General features: G+C 42.9%; 20 protein-coding genes. 8 read left to right on the top strand and 12 right to left on the bottom strand.

Going from position 1 to position 17124, the window contains the following annotated elements; all coding sequences use genetic code 11:
* The first annotated feature begins 16 nt into the window (after positions 1 to 16).
* Positions 17 to 565, top strand: coding sequence for an inclusion body family protein (locus ACRQ5D_RS17390; protein ID WP_091163093.1), 549 nt, complete (start codon positions 17 to 19; stop codon positions 563 to 565).
* Positions 566 to 666: 101 nt separating this feature from the next.
* Here ACRQ5D_RS17390 and ACRQ5D_RS17395 read toward each other — a convergent pair whose 3' ends face one another.
* Both ACRQ5D_RS17395 and ACRQ5D_RS17400 read right to left on the bottom strand, forming a co-directional pair.
* Complete coding sequence (locus tag ACRQ5D_RS17395) at positions 667 to 828, bottom strand: hypothetical protein (RefSeq protein ID WP_432326054.1); 162 nt, start codon at positions 826 to 828, stop codon at positions 667 to 669.
* Between the two features lie 62 nt (positions 829 to 890).
* The gene (locus ACRQ5D_RS17400) at positions 891 to 1448 is read right to left on the bottom strand and encodes a hypothetical protein (RefSeq protein WP_432326056.1); all 558 of its coding nucleotides are present in this window, start codon (positions 1446 to 1448) and stop codon (positions 891 to 893) included.
* A gap of 691 nt (positions 1449 to 2139) precedes the next feature.
* On the opposite strand from ACRQ5D_RS17400, the gene ACRQ5D_RS17405 reads away from it, so the two are divergent.
* The 3 genes from ACRQ5D_RS17405 (at position 2140) to ACRQ5D_RS17415 (ending at position 6800) form a co-directional block, all read left to right on the top strand.
* Positions 2140 to 4638, top strand: coding sequence for a glycoside hydrolase family 9 protein (locus tag ACRQ5D_RS17405; RefSeq protein ID WP_091163095.1), 2499 nt, complete (start codon positions 2140 to 2142; stop codon positions 4636 to 4638).
* A 4-nt stretch (positions 4639 to 4642) separates the two neighbouring features.
* The gene (locus ACRQ5D_RS17410; protein WP_091163096.1) at positions 4643 to 6229 is read left to right on the top strand and encodes an AGE family epimerase/isomerase; all 1587 of its coding nucleotides are present in this window, start codon (positions 4643 to 4645) and stop codon (positions 6227 to 6229) included.
* A gap of 205 nt (positions 6230 to 6434) precedes the next feature.
* The gene (locus tag ACRQ5D_RS17415; RefSeq protein ID WP_091163097.1) at positions 6435 to 6800 is read left to right on the top strand and encodes a hypothetical protein; all 366 of its coding nucleotides are present in this window, start codon (positions 6435 to 6437) and stop codon (positions 6798 to 6800) included.
* A 151-nt stretch (positions 6801 to 6951) separates the two neighbouring features.
* Here ACRQ5D_RS17415 and ACRQ5D_RS17420 read toward each other — a convergent pair whose 3' ends face one another.
* Together ACRQ5D_RS17420 and ACRQ5D_RS17425 are read right to left on the bottom strand one after the other, a co-directional pair.
* Positions 6952 to 7371 carry an OsmC family peroxiredoxin gene (locus ACRQ5D_RS17420; protein ID WP_090523343.1) on the bottom strand — a complete coding sequence of 140 codons (420 nt, stop codon included), beginning with the start codon at positions 7369 to 7371 and terminating at the stop codon, positions 6952 to 6954.
* Positions 7372 to 7523: 152 nt separating this feature from the next.
* Positions 7524 to 8162: a hypothetical protein gene (locus ACRQ5D_RS17425; protein WP_431200813.1), complete on the bottom strand. Its 639-nt coding sequence runs from the start codon at positions 8160 to 8162 to the stop codon at positions 7524 to 7526.
* Between ACRQ5D_RS17425 and ACRQ5D_RS17430 the strand changes: the two genes are divergently transcribed.
* Complete coding sequence (locus ACRQ5D_RS17430) at positions 8095 to 8331, top strand: hypothetical protein (RefSeq protein ID WP_431200078.1); 237 nt, start codon at positions 8095 to 8097, stop codon at positions 8329 to 8331. The two genes, ACRQ5D_RS17425 and ACRQ5D_RS17430, sit on opposite strands and share 68 nt — an antisense overlap.
* A gap of 23 nt (positions 8332 to 8354) precedes the next feature.
* Here the strand turns inward: ACRQ5D_RS17430 and ACRQ5D_RS17435 are convergent, their stop codons facing one another.
* Positions 8355 to 8594: a hypothetical protein gene (locus tag ACRQ5D_RS17435; RefSeq protein WP_432326061.1), complete on the bottom strand. Its 240-nt coding sequence runs from the start codon at positions 8592 to 8594 to the stop codon at positions 8355 to 8357.
* Between the two features lie 204 nt (positions 8595 to 8798).
* On the opposite strand from ACRQ5D_RS17435, the gene ACRQ5D_RS17440 reads away from it, so the two are divergent.
* Together ACRQ5D_RS17440 and ACRQ5D_RS17445 are read left to right on the top strand one after the other, a co-directional pair.
* Positions 8799 to 9335, top strand: a complete 537-nt coding sequence (locus ACRQ5D_RS17440; protein ID WP_091163099.1) for a GNAT family N-acetyltransferase — start codon at positions 8799 to 8801, stop codon at positions 9333 to 9335.
* Between the two features lie 97 nt (positions 9336 to 9432).
* The gene (locus ACRQ5D_RS17445) at positions 9433 to 9855 is read left to right on the top strand and encodes a hypothetical protein (RefSeq protein WP_432326063.1); all 423 of its coding nucleotides are present in this window, start codon (positions 9433 to 9435) and stop codon (positions 9853 to 9855) included.
* Positions 9856 to 10120: 265 nt separating this feature from the next.
* Here ACRQ5D_RS17445 and ACRQ5D_RS17450 read toward each other — a convergent pair whose 3' ends face one another.
* From ACRQ5D_RS17450 to ACRQ5D_RS17470, 5 genes are all read right to left on the bottom strand, one after another.
* The gene (locus ACRQ5D_RS17450) at positions 10121 to 11008 is read right to left on the bottom strand and encodes an alpha/beta hydrolase (protein ID WP_091163101.1); all 888 of its coding nucleotides are present in this window, start codon (positions 11006 to 11008) and stop codon (positions 10121 to 10123) included.
* Between the two features lie 61 nt (positions 11009 to 11069).
* Positions 11070 to 11507 carry an alpha/beta hydrolase-fold protein gene (locus ACRQ5D_RS17455; protein ID WP_431200080.1) on the bottom strand — a complete coding sequence of 146 codons (438 nt, stop codon included), beginning with the start codon at positions 11505 to 11507 and terminating at the stop codon, positions 11070 to 11072.
* Positions 11486 to 11953, bottom strand: coding sequence for an alpha/beta hydrolase (locus ACRQ5D_RS17460; protein WP_431200081.1), 468 nt, complete (start codon positions 11951 to 11953; stop codon positions 11486 to 11488). The genes ACRQ5D_RS17455 and ACRQ5D_RS17460 overlap by 22 nt, the downstream gene beginning before the upstream one ends.
* 18 nt (positions 11954 to 11971) lie before the next feature.
* Positions 11972 to 12934 carry an MBL fold metallo-hydrolase gene (locus ACRQ5D_RS17465; protein WP_091163103.1) on the bottom strand — a complete coding sequence of 321 codons (963 nt, stop codon included), beginning with the start codon at positions 12932 to 12934 and terminating at the stop codon, positions 11972 to 11974.
* A 347-nt stretch (positions 12935 to 13281) separates the two neighbouring features.
* The gene (locus tag ACRQ5D_RS17470) at positions 13282 to 14376 is read right to left on the bottom strand and encodes an AI-2E family transporter (protein ID WP_091163104.1); all 1095 of its coding nucleotides are present in this window, start codon (positions 14374 to 14376) and stop codon (positions 13282 to 13284) included.
* Positions 14377 to 14700: 324 nt separating this feature from the next.
* Here ACRQ5D_RS17470 and ACRQ5D_RS17475 point away from each other — a divergent pair, with 324 nt between their 5' ends.
* Positions 14701 to 14877, top strand: coding sequence for a DUF6496 domain-containing protein (locus tag ACRQ5D_RS17475; protein ID WP_167516215.1), 177 nt, complete (start codon positions 14701 to 14703; stop codon positions 14875 to 14877).
* Positions 14878 to 14962: 85 nt separating this feature from the next.
* On the opposite strand, the gene ACRQ5D_RS17480 is transcribed toward ACRQ5D_RS17475, so the two are convergent.
* Positions 14963 to 15865, bottom strand: a complete 903-nt coding sequence (locus ACRQ5D_RS17480; RefSeq protein ID WP_431200082.1) for a Gfo/Idh/MocA family protein — start codon at positions 15863 to 15865, stop codon at positions 14963 to 14965.
* Between the two features lie 190 nt (positions 15866 to 16055).
* The gene (gene mgrA, locus ACRQ5D_RS17485) at positions 16056 to 17048 is read right to left on the bottom strand and encodes an L-glyceraldehyde 3-phosphate reductase (RefSeq protein WP_091163106.1); all 993 of its coding nucleotides are present in this window, start codon (positions 17046 to 17048) and stop codon (positions 16056 to 16058) included.
* Positions 17049 to 17124: the final 76 nt, after the last annotated feature.

A 17124-nucleotide genomic window follows, 5' to 3' on the forward strand; every position in this document is an offset into this window, starting at 1 on the left:
AATAACCTTTTTAGTCATGGCAATTAACAGTGAATTTGTCTCCACCTCGCAGGAGATCATCAACATCCAGGTAGTTATTGATACCGATGCAATTACTACCGATTATCCAAACCCAAGTCAGGATCCTAACAATCCAACAGGTTTGCCGCATAACTATATGTATATGGTTGCTACCCGCGGTAATACCATGACCGGATCTGGCGGCGCCGACCTTAACATCAAAGCTGATGTAGGTGATGTTATACGCTGGTATGCAGTATCAGAGTACGGTAACTTTGATTCGGCTGTAGTTATTTACAAGTTAGCATGGTATGCGCAGGATGTAGTATTTGATGGTGAAACTTTCAATGTATATACGCGCACAGGCATTTTGCCAATTAATGGTACCGCTATTCCGGTTGGCTTTTCTACTCAAAATTTTTGGTTTAACCAGGCTACTGTAATTAGCAAAGGCACCGAACAATACAACGTGCAGTTTGCACTTTATGTGCGCCAGCGGGGCGTTGATAATCCGGTATTATTTGGTTACTATTACTGGGACCCAACCGTTACCGTACAAAGCTAATCCAGCTTAAACCCGAATTAAAAGAACAGGCACAAGCCCGGTTTATCATCAAATGATACCAGACTTGTGCCTGATTTCCATTAAACGGCTTTAAAGCTTTTTTATTTGGTTTTACCACTACCTCCTTTACTGTCATCTCCCTCGGGTTGGTCGGTTGGTTTTTCATTTCCAACGGTAGTTGAATCATGTTGCTCTGTTGGCTGGTCTTTGGTTGGTTCGGTAGCCTTTAACCCGGCATAAGTGCCAGCACTGATACCCATCATCAGCAATATATTGTTATCAAAATCGGGAAGTAGATTTGATGATACGGTTTTTTGTATAAAAATTAGCCCGAACAGGATATTGAACAGCACGTTTTGAAGGCGCTGGATATTGATGCTGGTCCTGTCAGATAGGATATCGTGAAAAAGCCTTCACTATGTGCTTTAGGATCAATCTCCGTTTTGGTTTTTTGGTCATTTTCGATAACCTTGCCCGTAGCCATAGTTGCAGCGCTAATGCCCAGGATAGCCAGCAGTGAGCCTGGGATATCAGGAAGTGCCCCCGTTTCATTACATATATACAGGTAGGTGACCGAAAAAATGACCGTCCAATAAAGAAGTTGTGTGCGGCTCAGACTGTAGTATAAATTGCTGTCATCTTTTAAAATATTGTTTTTTAAGCCCATAGCCAGGAAGCCGGCCATAATAGCGGCCATTATCCATACCCAAACCCGGTTTATTTTCTGTTTAACCTCAAGTTGTGTTTTTATTAATCCTTTGGTTATGTAGCCACCTGAATAGCCCACCGAAAAATAAACCGGGATGCGGGCTTTATCGATGGATTTGCTGGCTAAAAACTGTACGGCCAGGTTCTGTACCGACTCGTCTATTTTGAAATACACGATCTTTTCGTAGTCGTTATTACTCCAAAAAGCAGTTTCTCCTACTTTGATATCGTCAACATACAGGGTTTTGAACGAATCGATTGGGAGTGTGGTTTTGAGCCTGATAGCGATGATCTCATTTAACCTGGCCGAATCTTTTCTTCCGCTTAGGTTGTAAATATTTAATATAGAATCAGGAAGAAGGGCTTTAGTTACTGAATCTTTTTTAACCCTGTTATTTTTTACACTATCGGGGTTTGCAGGCTGAGCATGAACTGCTTCAGAGAAAGCAAGAATAAAAAAACAGCTGTAAATAGTTTAAAAACTTGTTTTTTTAAACAGGGGTTTAGTAACAGCAGTGAAGCTATTACAGCTAAGCATAACAGGAAGGCCATCGGTTTAATAATTGTTGCCTACTCTTTGATCCCTTTTTCGGCACACAGGTATTACTGGTAATCAAATTTAAATTAATTGCTGAACAAAATGAATACCTAATATCAGGTATTTTTATTTTTAATTAATTGGTAATAAGTTAATTGCAGTATTGTTGGCTGCTTTTTATTAATAGTGATTTTTAATGTAAAATCCCCGCTATTGTATAAAATCGGCAACAAAAGGTTAATATATCATTATACTGAGCCCTTGTCACAGAGGTATTTTTAGCCGTGCAAATATCTTGTTGCATATTACCGGTTAATCTATTATCCTGATGAGATCTAAATTTACCTTCACCGCGATTATTGCTGCCTGTTGTTTACTGCCCTGTTTTTTGTATGCACAGGTTAAGCCTGCTGCAAACTTAATGAAGCTTAACGCACAGGAATATCTTGAATATAATGGCATAAACGTAATGCTTGCCCATGATTTTTACCCTGAGGGGCACCAGGGTGGGGTAGGCATTATTCAAAACGGACAGCGTGTAGCTACCAATGGTGATATCAGGCTGGAGCCTACGCCGGGTCAATGGTCGCCTATACCCAAAGTAGGTAAGCGTGTGGTTAATAAAGCTACCGGCGAAGTAAGCGTACGTATGGAGTTCCCCAACCCTGATATGAACCGCCATGGTTTTAACCCTATTATCTATCCGGATCTGAATTTTGCTTATAATATTCGGGTGGTCCCTGCAGGAAAGGCGTTCAGGATCATTGTTGATTTGGATAAGCCATTGCCCGATAATTGGATAGGTAAAGTAGGTTTTAACCTGGAGTTATTCCCGGGGATTTTGTTTGGCAAATCTTATTACATGGATAAGCAATTTGGCATATTCCCTCAACAGGCCGACGGACAAACTTATATCGACAAAGAAGGTGAAACCCAGGTTATGCCCATGGCCGAAGGCAGAAAGCTCACTATTACGCCCGAAACCGATTTGCAGCGCATGACTATCGAAAACCTTTTGGGCGGCAGCCTGCAATTGTTAGATGGCCGGGCCAAGCATAACAATGGCTGGTTTGTAGTACGTTCGTTAGTGGCTAAAGGCGCGTCAAAAGATGCTGTAGAATGGTTGATAACTCCAAATGCTGTAGAGGGCTGGCAATCGCAACCGGTAGTGCAGGTATCGCAGGTAGGCTATCATCCCGCGCAGCAAAAAATTGCAGTAATTGAACTGGATAAAAATGATAAAAGAGTATTGCCGGTTTCGCTGATGAGGATAAATGAAAACGGCGGACTAATAACCGCTTTGAAAGCTACACCCACCATTTGGGGAGATTTTTTAAGGTATCATTACCTGCAATTTGATTTTACAAAGATCACCACACCGGGTATGTACTTGGTGAAATATGGCAATTATCAAACGGAGCCATTCCAGATCAGCACTGATGTATTTAGAAACGATGTATGGCAGCCAACGCTTTCATATTTCCTGCCTATACAGATGTGCCATATGCGTGTTAACGAAAAATACCGCGTATGGCATGGCTTATGCCATATGGATGATGCCCGAATGGCGCCGGTTGATTCCAACCATTTCGACGGCTATATTCAGGGGCATAGTACACTCAATAAATATAAACCGGGCGATAACGTGCCATTTCTCGACCGCGGTGCATGGCATGATGCCGGGGATTTTGACCTGCGGGTTGAATCGCAGGCAGAAACGGTACATGGGCTTACATTAGCTTATGAGGCTTTCGACGTAAGATATGATAACACAACTATCGACCAAAAGAACCACATCGTTGAAATTCACCAGCCCGATGGCAAGCCGGATATGCTGCAACAGATTGAGCACGGTTTATTAGCCATTACAGGAGGCTACCAGGCCTTGGGACGTTTTTACCGTGGAGTTATTGAGCCAACTATCAGGCAGTACACCATTTTGGGTGATGCCGCCAATATCACCGATAACACACCTTTTGTAACCAATGCTTCAAATATTAACCCTGTATTGAAAACTCCCGCGGCGGCTGATGACCGCTGGGTGTTTACGGAGGAAAACCCTGGCCGTTCGTTAGAAACAGCCGCCGCCTTGGCTGCTGCAAGCCGTGTAATGAAGGGATATAATGATACACTTGCTACGCAATGCCTGCAAATAGCACAGGAAGTTTGGAAAAACACACCTGACCAGACTTTGCGCCATCGGGTTGCTTTGGCGGTAGAATTACTCATCGCCACAAAAGATAAAACCTATGCCGATTACCTGGTAAACAATACCGATGCGATAGCCAATAGTATTGATAATACCGGCTGGCTGGTTGGCCGCACCATGGGGTTGATCAATGATGCAAATTATCATGATAAAATAACCGAAGCAGTAAAAAAACTATATGCTCAAATTCAGCAGCAGGGAACTAAAACCCCTTATGGAGTTCCGTATGAACCCAATATTTGGGGAGCGGGGTGGGGTATCCAGAATTTTGGTTATAAACAATACTTTTTATACTCCGGTTTTCCGTCTGTTTTTAGCGACACCTATATGCTGCACGCCATTGATTTTGTGCTGGGCTGCCATCCAGGTTATAATACAGCTTCGTTTGTATCGGGCGTAGGTTCAAAATCAATGACAACAGCCTACGGCTTTAACCGGGCCGACCGCTCATATATTCCCGGTGGTATTACCTCCGGCACGGCGCTTATCCGGCCTGATTTTCCCGAACTGCTTAACTGGCCTTACCTATGGCAACAGGGCGAATACGTTTTGGGCGGTGGCACAACCGACTACCTGTTTTTAGTTTTAGCGGCCGATCATGTTTTAAATAAAAAGTAAGCTTATGAAATTGAAGATCACTTTGCTATCGGCTTTAACCAGCGCCGTGTCGATTGTATTTGCCCAAAATAATCAGGGCGAAAAGCAAAAGATAGCCCATGAAATGCAAATATCCATGGTTGATGAACTGCTTAAGCCCTGGTACCCGGCCGCTATTGATACTGCCGATGGTGGCTTTTTAAGTGCTTTCACCTATGATTTCAAGCCAACAGGTTACCAGGATAAAATAATAGTGACCCAGGCACGCCACGTTTGGAGCAACAGCAAAGCCGCTGAACTTTTCCCCGCAAAAAAATATTATGTAGAGGGGGCCCGCCATGGCTATGAGTTTTTGCGGGATAAATTGTGGGATAAGCAATACGGGGGCTTTTACATTTTTACGGATAGACAAGGCAACCCCAAACAGGGTGGCTTTGCTCCTAAAGAAGCTTATGGTAATTCTTTTGCAATTTACGCGCTTGCAGCATATTACCAGGCCTCGGGCGATACCAGCGCATTAAATTTGGCTAAGCAATGTTTTTGGTGGTTGGAAAAACACGCTCACGATCCGGTTTATAAGGGGTACTATCAGCATATGCAGCGTGATGGAACACCAATTGTAAGGGATGCAACCATAAAATCTACTGCCGAAACGGGTTATAAAGATCAAAACTCATCCATCCATCTGCTGGAGGCGTTTACCGAATTATACAGCGTGTGGCCGAATGAATTGCTTAAAACCCGCCTGAAAGAAATGTTAATGCTGGTGCGTGATAAGATCACTAATGATAAGGGAAATCTTATCCTGTTTTTTCAACCCGATTGGACACCGGTATCTTACCACGATTCTACCCTTGCCGTTTATAAGCAGCATCATAGCCTTGACCATATTTCGTACGGACATAATGTAGAAACGGCTTATCTGATGCTCGAAGCTTCACATGCTTTAGGTATTGAAGGGGATGTCAAAACCTTGCAGGTGGGCAAAAAAATGGTTGATGATGCGTTGGATAATGGCTGGGATAATAAAGTGGGCGGTTTTTACGATGAGGGCTATTACTTTAAAGATAAGCCCGGACTTACCATTACTGAGGATACCAAGAACTGGTGGGCGCAGGCCGAAGGGCTCAACACGCTGCTCATTATGGCTGCCAGGTATCCGCAGGATAAGCACCAGTACTTTGAAAAGTTTAAAACCCTGTGGCAATACACGCAAACCTATCTCATTGACCATGAACACGGCGACTGGTACCAGGGCGGCATAGATAAACAACCACAGTATAAAACAGCTCTCAAAGGCCAGGTTTGGAAGGGAACTTACCATACTTTCCGCGCGCTGATGAACTGTATGATGCAACTTGACCCGGATAAAATACCACCCACCGCGCCAAAGCAGGTAATACTGGTTAAAGCTACCGGTACTTTAAAATGGCAGGCATCTAAGGATAATAAGCGGGTGCTGGGCTATAATATTTACAATAAAGGCAAACGGATAGGTTTTACGCCGTTAAATTATTTTGTGGTGGACAGGAGTTTGGGGGGTAAAGGCAAGTTAACAGTGAGAGCGGTTGATTTGGCGGGTAATCAGTCTGCTTTAAATAAAGCTTTTTAATTTAATAATTAACAGATTATGATAATGTTATTGTGAGTTGGTTAATGTTCAAATTTCTTGATCAGGTTTTTATTAGGGTGCACTTTTGCTTTTTGCTTTCAGCCTTCAGCTTTTGAAAGTGACTACGGTCATTTTTTTAACGCACCATGATCATGTTACAGGTAAACTGTATCAGCCATCTTTGTATCATTAAAAGATAACAACCATGGCAACTTTAAAAATAAATGCTCCTGAATGGACAGCTGCAAATACCAGTACCGTTAACACCGCTAATACTAAAGCCGGCAACAATACATGGAATAAGTTAATGGCCTTTGCCGATAGCCAGGCATCTAATAAAACAGTTTGGTTCATGTTTTCACTTGTTTCACAAGGTGTGCTCTTTTTACCTGTACCTGCTTTCCTGCTGTATTATTACAATGCTCCGATAATAGTACTGGTAGTAACTCTTGTGTTATTCTTTGCCAACATAATAGCCGGAATGGGCGGCTCCGGTATCCGTACACTGCTTGGTTTTTTCGCGTTCAGCGTTCTGGTCCATATTACCATGTTGCTTGTATTTATGCTGTAATATAGCTTATTGACCCCCTGATTTAATATGTGCTGAAAAGTCGCCGGTTTGCCGGCGGCTTTGTTGTTTTAAAAAGGAGTGGATAGGGGATGAGTCAACAAAAAGGGATTGTGCACAGCACAATCCCCTTTTTGTATTTTGTAAAATGTAATTAAGCGTAAGTAACACTTAAAGTAATTGGTACGCTCAGTGCTTTTGAAATAATGCAGTTAGCTTTGGCGCCTTCGGCAATTTCTTTGAATTGTTCTTCAGAAACACCATCAATTGCCGATCCTTTTATTTCTAAATGGATGCCTGTAACTTCTAAAGCCTGCATATCAAGGTCAAGAATTGCATCGGTAGTTAAATCATTAGGAGTAAAGCCTGCCTGGGTTAAAGCAGCGCCAACGGCCATAGTAAAGCAGCCTGCATGAGCAGCAGCTAATAACTCTTCGGGGTTAGTACCGATGCCATCGGCAAAGCGGGTTTTAAATGAATACTGGGTTTTGTTTAATACAGTGCTCTGGGTAGTGATCTCTCCCTGGCCTGCCTGTAATGTACCGTTCCAATGGGCGTTTGCTGTACGTTTCATAGCGTGTGGTTTTTGTTTTTTGGTTATTTAGTCCATAGACCATAGTCTATAGTTTTATTATTATTTAATCCATAGGCATGGTCAATGGTCCATAATTTATAGTCTTAATAAGTGCAGCTTCTATGGACTATCGACCATAGACTATTGACCAATTAATGCCATTTAGCGCGTTCATACTGAACAGGCCATTTTATTTCCTCGCCAAGCTCATGTGCCGCGCGCAGGGCAAAATGTGGATCACGAAGCATTTCCCTTGCAAAAAACACAAGATCGGCGCGTTCGTTTTCTATAATTTCATTAGCCTGGTCCGATTTGGTGATCAAACCTACCGTACCTGTAAGTATACCGCTTTCTTTTTTAACTTTTTCGGCAAATTCAACTTGATAACCCGGTGTTAACGGGATTTTAACATTTGGTATGTTGCCGCCTGTTGAGCAGTCAATCAGATCAACACCTTTTCCTTTTAAAATATTGGCTAATGCAACAGAATCACCTGCCGTCCAGCCGCCTTCTACCCATTCGGTTGCCGAAATCCGTACAAACAGCAGGTTCTCTTCAGGCCAAACTTCCTTAACACTTTCAATTATTTCGAGGAGTAAACGAATGCGGTTTTCAAAACTTCCGCCATATTCATCTGTACGTTGGTTACTGAACGGTGAAAGAAATTGATTGATCAGGTATCCGTGTGCACCATGCAATTCTATCACTTGAAAACCGGCGTCAATGGCCCGTTTAGCAGCGGCTTTGAAATCGGCTTTTACTTTTTCAATGCCCGCTTTATCTAAAGCTATGGGTGGTTCTTCATTTTCAAAAAAGAAATGGTACTTGCCGAAACACTTTGCCAGCCGTTTGGCTGATCGGCAGGGGCCTGTTTACCGCCGTTCCATGGTTCCTGGTGACTTGCCTTACGCCCTGCATGGGCCAGCTGTGTGCCCGGAACAGCGCCCTGAGCCTTTATAAAATCAGTGATCTGTTTTAGTTTTTCAACATGTTCTGTCTTTATATAAACCCAGATCGGCGAAGGTAATGCGGCCTTCGGGTGATACCGCGGCGGCTTCGGTGATAATTAACCCGGCACCGCCTGTAGCAAAGCTACCAAGGTGTACCAGGTGCCAGTCGTTGGCAAAACCATCCTGGCTTGAATACTCGCACATAGGCGATACTACGATGCGGTTTTTTAGTTCGATGTTTTTTATTTTAAGGGGAGAGAATAGTGTAGACATGTTTTTTGTTTTTGCAAATATGCGTACTAACAAGCAGTGTGTATGTACTGTTTTTGTAAAATGATATTGCAGTGAGAGGAAAGAGGCGTTTTGTGCCAGGCGTAATTGTCCGAATCAGAATTACAGAATTATTCAATTTTCAGAATAAGGTCATTCTTTAATAGCGCAGGTTGTGCTATTTACTAAAACGTTACATTTACCGCCATGTTTACCATTACTGCACGCCTGGCAACTTTTAATGATATCCCCGAATTGCAGCGGCTGATCGCTCTTTCTGTTCGTGGATTAAGCACTAATTATTATAATCAGCAGCAAATTGAAAGTGCTATTAAGTACATTTTTGGAGTGGATACTCAATTGGTTACCGATGGTACTTATTATGTAGCCGGAATAGACGGCGTTACCGTAGGCTGTGGCGGCTGGAGCAAACGCAATACTCTTTACGGTGGCGATCAGCATAAAGAAATTGAAGACCCATTGCTTGATCCCAATCATGATGCTGCCAGGATCAGGGCTTTCTTTGTTCATCCGGATTATGCCCGGAGGGGTATAGGTAGTTATATCATAAAGGTTTGCGAAACTGCTGCACAAAACAACGGCTTTAAAAGCCTGCAATTAGGGGCCACATTACCCGGTGTGCCGCTTTACGAAGCTATGGGGTACAAAGCCATAGAAAATATTGATCAGCCGATGCCCGATGGGGTAATATTGCCTTTGGTTAAGATGTTTAAGGTTTTATAGGCGTGGGTTTCATATTAAACCCTCCGTTTCAGCGTTATAGCTTTGAACCAAGCCCGCAATCATGTCCAGGAAAATATTGACGGTAATAATCTTATTAATGGCTGTTACCTTAACACAGGCGCAAACTGTTGAAGATACCTACAACAAATACCTCGACTTTAACCTGGCACGTTTACAGGGAGAGCAGGATAAGGCAATGGACTTTTCCCGGCAAATTATGCAGGATACGGCCAGGCTATCAGTCAAAGTAAAGATCAATTTTTTCAATTCACTGGCCAGGCTTTATGAAGATGATAATCAAAGTGTAAATGCGATACCCTTATACGAGCGCGTAGTTGCTGCCGAACCTGATTATTATGTGGCCCACCGGGCTTTGGGGTACTTGTATCTCAAAAATATCTCCGATGCTGATAAACCTTTAAATAGCCCATCTACAGATGCCGAATACGTTAAGGCTGTAAAAAAGCCCTGCCTCAATTGGAGAAGGCGCAGGCCTGCGATGCTGACGACAATACTTTAGCCCTGATTAAAACGCTTTATAAAAACATAGGTGATGATGCCGGGTTGACTGGACTGAATAACCGGTTAAAGATTTTGAAAGGAAAGTGTGAGGATATTTTGGGTGATTAATACAATATATATCAATAGAGAGGAGCTTGCCGGGATAGTGCCATAGGCGCGACGTGGAAATCTCTTCGCTTGTAAAGGTGTTATGTTTTGAAGTATCTGTATAGCAAGCGATTGCCACGCTATCGCTTGCTATGACAAGGTTTGGTTAGCGCACCCTACTTTTGCCTAAAGCTATCACCAATAAACGCTAATGCATCGGTGATGCCGGTGCGCCAGTAGGTCCAGTTGTGGGCTCCGTCGCGGATGCGGAATTCATGTGGCACTTTCTTTTCTGTAAGGGCTATATGCAGCAGGATGTTCCCTTTGCTTAGCGCGTCATCATCACCGCAATCTATCCAGTAGCGCACATTTTTCAGATCATCGGTTGTTTTGCTTTGTACCAATCCCATTATGGAGTTAGCCTGCCAGGTAGCATTAAGGCGTTCTTTTCCTTTAAGATCGGGGCCAAATACCTTGCTATATACATCCTTCCAGCGCTCGTCGGGTATCGCCATAAAATCATCATCGCCACGTACCGCAGCACTCAAAGCCGCTGCTGCCGAGAACATATCGGGATGTTTAAGGCTATATACCAATGTGCCAAATCCTCCCATGGATAAGCCCGCCACGCCGCGGTATTGTTTAGTACCTTTTATACGGTATTCTTTTTCGATAGATGGTATAAACTCCTTGAAAAAGAAGTCCTCATAGTTTAGTTTCTCCTTGTATGCATTGATAAAGAAGCTTGTGCCCCCGTCGGGCATTACAATGATCATCGGTGGAATGGTACCATCGGCAATAGCTTTATCGGCATAGCGGTTAACTTCACCAAATTGCAGCCAGCCGGTATGGTCATCCCCATAACCATGCAACAGGTATACTACGGGGTAGGTCCGGTTTGATGTTTCATAATCAGCAGGGAGGTATACTGTGTATTTTACATTATGATTTAAAATATCGCTTTTTATATATTGCTCTTCAATCACCTTGCCGGTAGTTTGCGCAAATACATTTGCCGAAATCAGCAATAAACAAACCAGCAAAATCCTTTTTATAATACTCATATTCTAATTGATTCAATTAATCGTCATTTACACATCCGCATATCTGAAAACAGCGCATCTGCTACTTTTGCCTGAAACTATCACCAATAAATTGCAGTGCGTTGGTGATCCCTGTACGCCAGTAGGTCCAGGTGTGGGCGCCATCGCGCATGCGAAATTCATGCGGTACATTTTTTTCGGTAAGGGCAATATGCAACAGGCAGTTGCCTTTGCTCAGAAAGTCGTCGTCGCCGCAATCTATCCAGTATCTTACAGATTTTAACTCATCGGTAGTTTTGGTTTGCACCAGGTTTAAAACCGAATTACTTTGCCAGGCATTGTTAACCCTGTCTTTCCCCTTTAAGCCCCGGCCGTAAAGCTGTGCAAATATTCTTTCATAAGTATCATCAGGAGTGCTTACGAGCTGATCGTCAGGAAATACAGCGGCACTTAAGGCCGCACCGGCTGCAAACAGATCGGGATGTTTAAGTGTATAGATCAGTGTTCCGTAACCGCCCATCGAAAGCCCTGCAATGCCCCGGTATTTTTTTCGGCCTTGATGCGCAACGCTTTTTCAATATGAGGCATAAACTCTTTGATGAAAAAGTCTTCATATTTTTCCTTACTGTCATAAGAGTTGATGTACCAGCTCGAATCGGCATTTGGCATTACAATGATCATCGGCGGGATAGTGCCATCGCTAATAGCTTTATCGGCATAGCGGTTAACTTCGCCAAATTGCAGCCAGCCGGTATGGTCGTCGGTATAGCCGTGCAGGAGGTAAACTACAGGGTAGGTGCGGTTGGCCGTTTCATAATCCGGAGGTAGATAAACTGCGTAGTTTACATTGCGCTTTAAAATTTTGCTTTTGAGGTTTTGCTCTTCAAGCACCTTGCCCTGCTGTGCAAATAAATTGAAGCCGCTTACCAGTAGCAGGAATAAAAAAACGGGTTTAAGTATTTTCATAGTGTGGATGTTTCAGGTTTAAAAATCAAGGGCCTTTCCCTGCTGAGGATATACCAGGTTTAGGTTCAGTTTATTGGCAGCTTTTAACTGAGTTTTGATTTTGCTGATACTTGTCATTGGCGGCTTTAAATGAGTTATTACAATGTTTAAGCCTTTTATAGCATCTGTGCCGGTAAACGAAGCCAGTTTATCCATCTCGGCCATTAACCATTTTGGCGTAAGGTGACCAAACAATGTTTTATCCGGCTGCTCATTAGGGAAAGATACCTCTATTAAAATAGCCTTTAATTTTTTGCTTTTTATCAGCGGAGCAGCGGCCTGCCACAGGTTTTGCATGTTGTTGCTTTTTTCTATCTCGTCGGGGCCTGTATCACCTAAATAAAGCAAATAATTGTTATTGCTATTAACCAAAAAAGCAGTACTGGTTAAATTGGAATGACTGAGCGGGAAAGCCCGGACCTTAAGCTCGGTATTTTCGATAGCTGTTTCGGTACCGGGTTCCAGTACTTTATAGTGATATTTTTTCAGTGCCGGTGTTTCACCCTGGTCGGCAAAATTGGCCCAGCTTTTCCATGTAAAATAGTGCGTCTTTATCGTTTCAATACAATCATTAAGTGCATAGATGTTTTTGGTGCTGTCCTCGGGCGAATTAATAATGAGCCCGGCAATATGGTCAAGATGTGGATGGGATATAAAATAGCCTTTAATATACTGCCTGAGCACAGCATTGCCGGGTACATTAAAGCTTTTACACGTTACAGCTTTTTCAATGCCATAATGGATTGTGCCTGCATCAAGGCAGATGTAATTATTACTGCCTTTGGGTGCAAGCATATAAGCCGATAAGTTACTTTCATCAATACCCCCTAGCACACCTAAAGGTACCAGCCTGAAAGTTGAGGTCTTTGGAGTTTGAGCAACCAAAATTACAGGAAAAAGGAAAATATATAAAAATGGCAGTAATTTATACTTGAGGTTCATTTCAGGCAGATTTAGCTTTAGTATGCTACGCTACTAAATTAAGGATATGCATAAATAATTAAAGTAAAATGCCGCCTGTTTTTATGAACAGTCACATTACATAACGCGTTTTAAGGCATCGTTCACAAAAAAATTTGCGAACAGGAAGCCAAAACAGGGTGATTTTTAATAACAGGCCGCGCTTACGCCTGGTTTTTAAAGGCTCATTACATTTTTTACACCTGTAAATAGTGCGTGGCGTATATCTTACAATTTCCATTGTTAGGGGGAGCAACAGTTTCTGCAAAATTAAAGTTCAGTGTATTTAAACGAAAGGTTACAGGTTTGGGTTTGCCTTTTTTGAGAATTTATTCTGTTTTCATGGTCTTCGCAGCAGGTTTTTTATATTCATAATCGCCACCTAACAGATACCCCCACGGTTTAAGTGTTTCAATGCGGTCAAATATGATCTTGAATATGGCAATAACAGGAATAGAAAGGAACATACCCGAAAGGCCCCAGATCATTTCGCCTAAAATAATGCCTATAAAAGAGATGAGAGCATTGAGCCTAACCTTTGAACCAACTATAGTGGGCAGCAAAAAATTAGCATCAACTGCGTGAATGCCTATAACACTAACAGCCACCGCTACAGTGTTGCTGATACTGCCTGTAGCAAAAGTTATAACAGTACTTAAAAGCAAGGCAGTGAAGATCCCGATGTATGGAATAATATTGAAAAGACCGACTATAATGCCCAGCAAAGCGGCATATTTTATACCTATCATCCAAAAAACAGTAATGGCTACGCCGGCAACTATTACCATCTCCAGCAGCAGGCCTAAAATGTATTGCCTCAAAATGCTTTGAATATTTTCAACGATATCCATTACTACATGCTCGTTTTCGTCCCTGAAAACCCATACTATAAAACGAATGAGCAAACGCCTGTATAACAGTATAAAAAAGGTGAAGATCATGATGAACACATAAAACAGCATGATTGATGAGATGGCCCCAAAAGTAGTGCCTAGTACATCAGTGCCCGACTCCATGAGTTTTTTGGCGGTGTCATCAACATAGGCCATTTGTTTGGCGGCGTTAACATGAAACGCATGTTGGATCCATTCCTGCAGGTCCCGTATGGATTGCGTAACCTGTTTTTTAAGCATTGGCCAGTCGTTAGCCATGTTTGAGATCTGTGACCCTACCAGGTAGAGGATCCCCCCAACAACACCAACCAATAATAATATAGAAACCAGCGATGCCATGCTGCGGGGTAATCTCAGCTTATTTTCCAGAAAATTACAAACGGGAAGCAACAGTATGGCGAAAATAAAACCAAAGATCATGGGATCAAGCAGATCCTTACCCATAATAATCAGGTAACCCAGGGCCATAAAACCAATAAGTACTAAAGCAAGACGTTCGTAAAATGGAGCGATGAGTTTTTTTGTTGGCATATGGGGCAAATGTAGAGGTATTTATGAAGGTTTAACACGTAATTATTTCAGAAGTTTGAAGATAAGTAATAATCGGGAACAGACCCGGTGAAAAATGCGAAAGGTTTAAATCATGCCGGATTGAGCAGCAGTTGCAGTTTTAAGTAGCAACAGGAACAGTTTGGTGTACTTGCTATTACAGTCGTTAACTCTACCTATACAGCAACTGCCACTCAGTAACTGCTACTAAAATTGTCGCTGCTACTATTAAAAAACTACTGCTGATTTTATGTTTTGGCAAATATTTTGCATTGTAATATTATCATTTACTTAAAAAGTAACATTATGGCAAAGTATTCAGAAAAAGCCGGAGAGAAGGTTGAGAAAACCATGCACGAAATGAAGGAAGGCAAGCTGAAAAGCGGCAGCGGCAAAAAAGTAACCAGCAAAAAGCAGGCAGTAGCTATAGGCCTTTCAGAAGCGCGAAAAGAAGGCGCCAAAGTGCCGAAGAAGAAAAGTTAATAGATTATAACCGGAAAAATTTCGGCACCTGTCGAAGTTTGATGAATTTAAACATCATGCTTCGACAGGTTTTGGCCTGATCCTTTTACTTTTTTAATGTAAACGCGTCGATGATATCCATCAGCGTCACAGCTTCATCAATGGAGCAGGGGTTGGGCCCTTCGCCATTAAAGTAAGCTACTATTTTGGATATGAAAGGCTGCTGGATATGCTCGGGATGAGTGAAAGTTATGGTGTCTTCTTCACTATCAGTTTTCCAATTGATGTAATTGCCAAAAAACGGGAAGATGATTTTTCCTTTTGTGCCTATGATCTCGCAGGTATCGGTGGTTTCACTTTCGGCTACATTAAAACACCAGGAACCGTTAACCACTACCTTGTTTTTAAATAGGATCTGCCCGCAAACATGATCGTCGGCAGGCGTTGAGTTTGATTGATTGAGCGAAAAACCATGATACATTTCAGGCTCGCCGAAATAATACAGCATCAAATCGAGCTGATGCGGGGCAAGATCATGGAAGTAGCCGCCGCCTGATAATTCGGGCTGTACACGCCAGTTGGTTTCCACGTCGGCAATCAAAGTTGGTTTGCGGCTTTGCCACATCCTGATCTGCACGGTACGGATCTCGCCAATCAACTGCGTGTCAATTAATTCTTTAACCTTTAAAAACATAGGTAAAGCCCGGCGGTAATGGGCAACCGTAAGTTTTGAACTGCTTTCCTTTACCGCCTCCGCCATAGCCCTTGCTTCGGCCGAATTACGGGTGACCGGTTTCTCGACATAAACGTTTAACCCTTTTTTTAATGCGGTAAGTGCATAATCGAGATGGGACGCGGGAGGGGTGGCTATGTAGATCGCGTTTAATTCCTGGTCGTTCAGTAATTCACTGGCATCGCTGTACCATTTGCCTACGCCATGGCGTGCAGCATAATCGGCCGCTTTTTCTGCATCGCGGCGCATAACTGCCACAAGGTTACTTCCCGCCACTTTTTTAAATGCAGGCCCGCTCTTTTTTCAGTTACGTTGCCGCAACCTATAATACCCCAGTTTATCATTGTTAGCCCCTCTAAATCTCCCCTAAAGGGGAGACTTTAATTTTTATTTAAGGAAAGATATTAAAATTACTTGTCGAAAAGAATAGAAATTGGCGCTCCACCATAGTTCCCCCTTTAGGGGGTTAGGGAGCCAAAATTTCTTCTATCCTTGCTAACTCCTCTGCCGAAAACCGCAGGTTATCCAAAGCTTTTAATGAATCGGATAATTGTTCGGGCCTGCTTGCGCCTATCAATACAGATGTTACGCGCTCATCTTTCAGGATCCAGGCCAGTGCCATTTGGGCCAGCGACTGTCCCCGTTGTATTGCCAAACTGTTTAAATCCCTGATCTGGTTCAGGCGTTCGTCGGTGATGTGACTTTTTTGAAGGAAACCGGTCGGTCGGGCAGCCCTTGAATCTTCGGGGATGCCATGAAGGTATTTATCCGTCAATAAACCTTGCGCCAGTGGTGAAAAGGGGATACAGCCTACGCCTTCGTTACCTAAAACATTCAGCAAACCGCCTTCAACCCAGCGCTCAAACATGGAGTATTTAGGCTGATGGATAAGGCACGGTGTGCCAAGCTCTTTGAGTATTTTGATAGCTTTCGAAGCCAGTTCGGCAGGGTAGTTGGAAACACCAACATACAAAGCTTTTCCCTGGCGAACAATGAGGTCCAACGTAGCCATGGTTTCCTCAAGCGGCGTGTTTGGATCGGGGCGATGGTGGTAAAAGATATCCACATAATCAAGCCCCATGCGTTTAAGGCTTTGATCAAGACTGGCTACCAGGTATTTTTTTGAACCCCAGTCACCATACGGGCCCGACCACATGGTGTAACCGGCTTTACTTGATATAATAAGTTCGTCGCGGTAATCGCGGAAATCTTCCTTCAGGATCTTTCCAAAATTCTCTTCGGCTGAGCCGGGAGGCGGCCCATAGTTGTTGGCCAGGTCAAAATGGGTGATGCCGCTGTCGAAAGCGAGATGTAATATTTTGCGGTAATTATCGGCAACGTCAACATGACCGAAATTATGCCAAAGGCCTAATGAAATAGCCGGAAGCTTGATGCCACTGTTACCGCAGCGGCGATATTGCATTGTTTGATACCTATCGGCAGATGCTATATATGTCATATTTTTAGGTGAGGATCGGGCCGTAAAAATAGAACTTTAGGTAGATTAATAAAGGTATTTTTGACTTTACTGAAAT

This window comes from Mucilaginibacter sp. P25, assembly GCF_050859465.1.
Classification (GTDB): domain Bacteria; phylum Bacteroidota; class Bacteroidia; order Sphingobacteriales; family Sphingobacteriaceae; genus Mucilaginibacter; species Mucilaginibacter gossypii.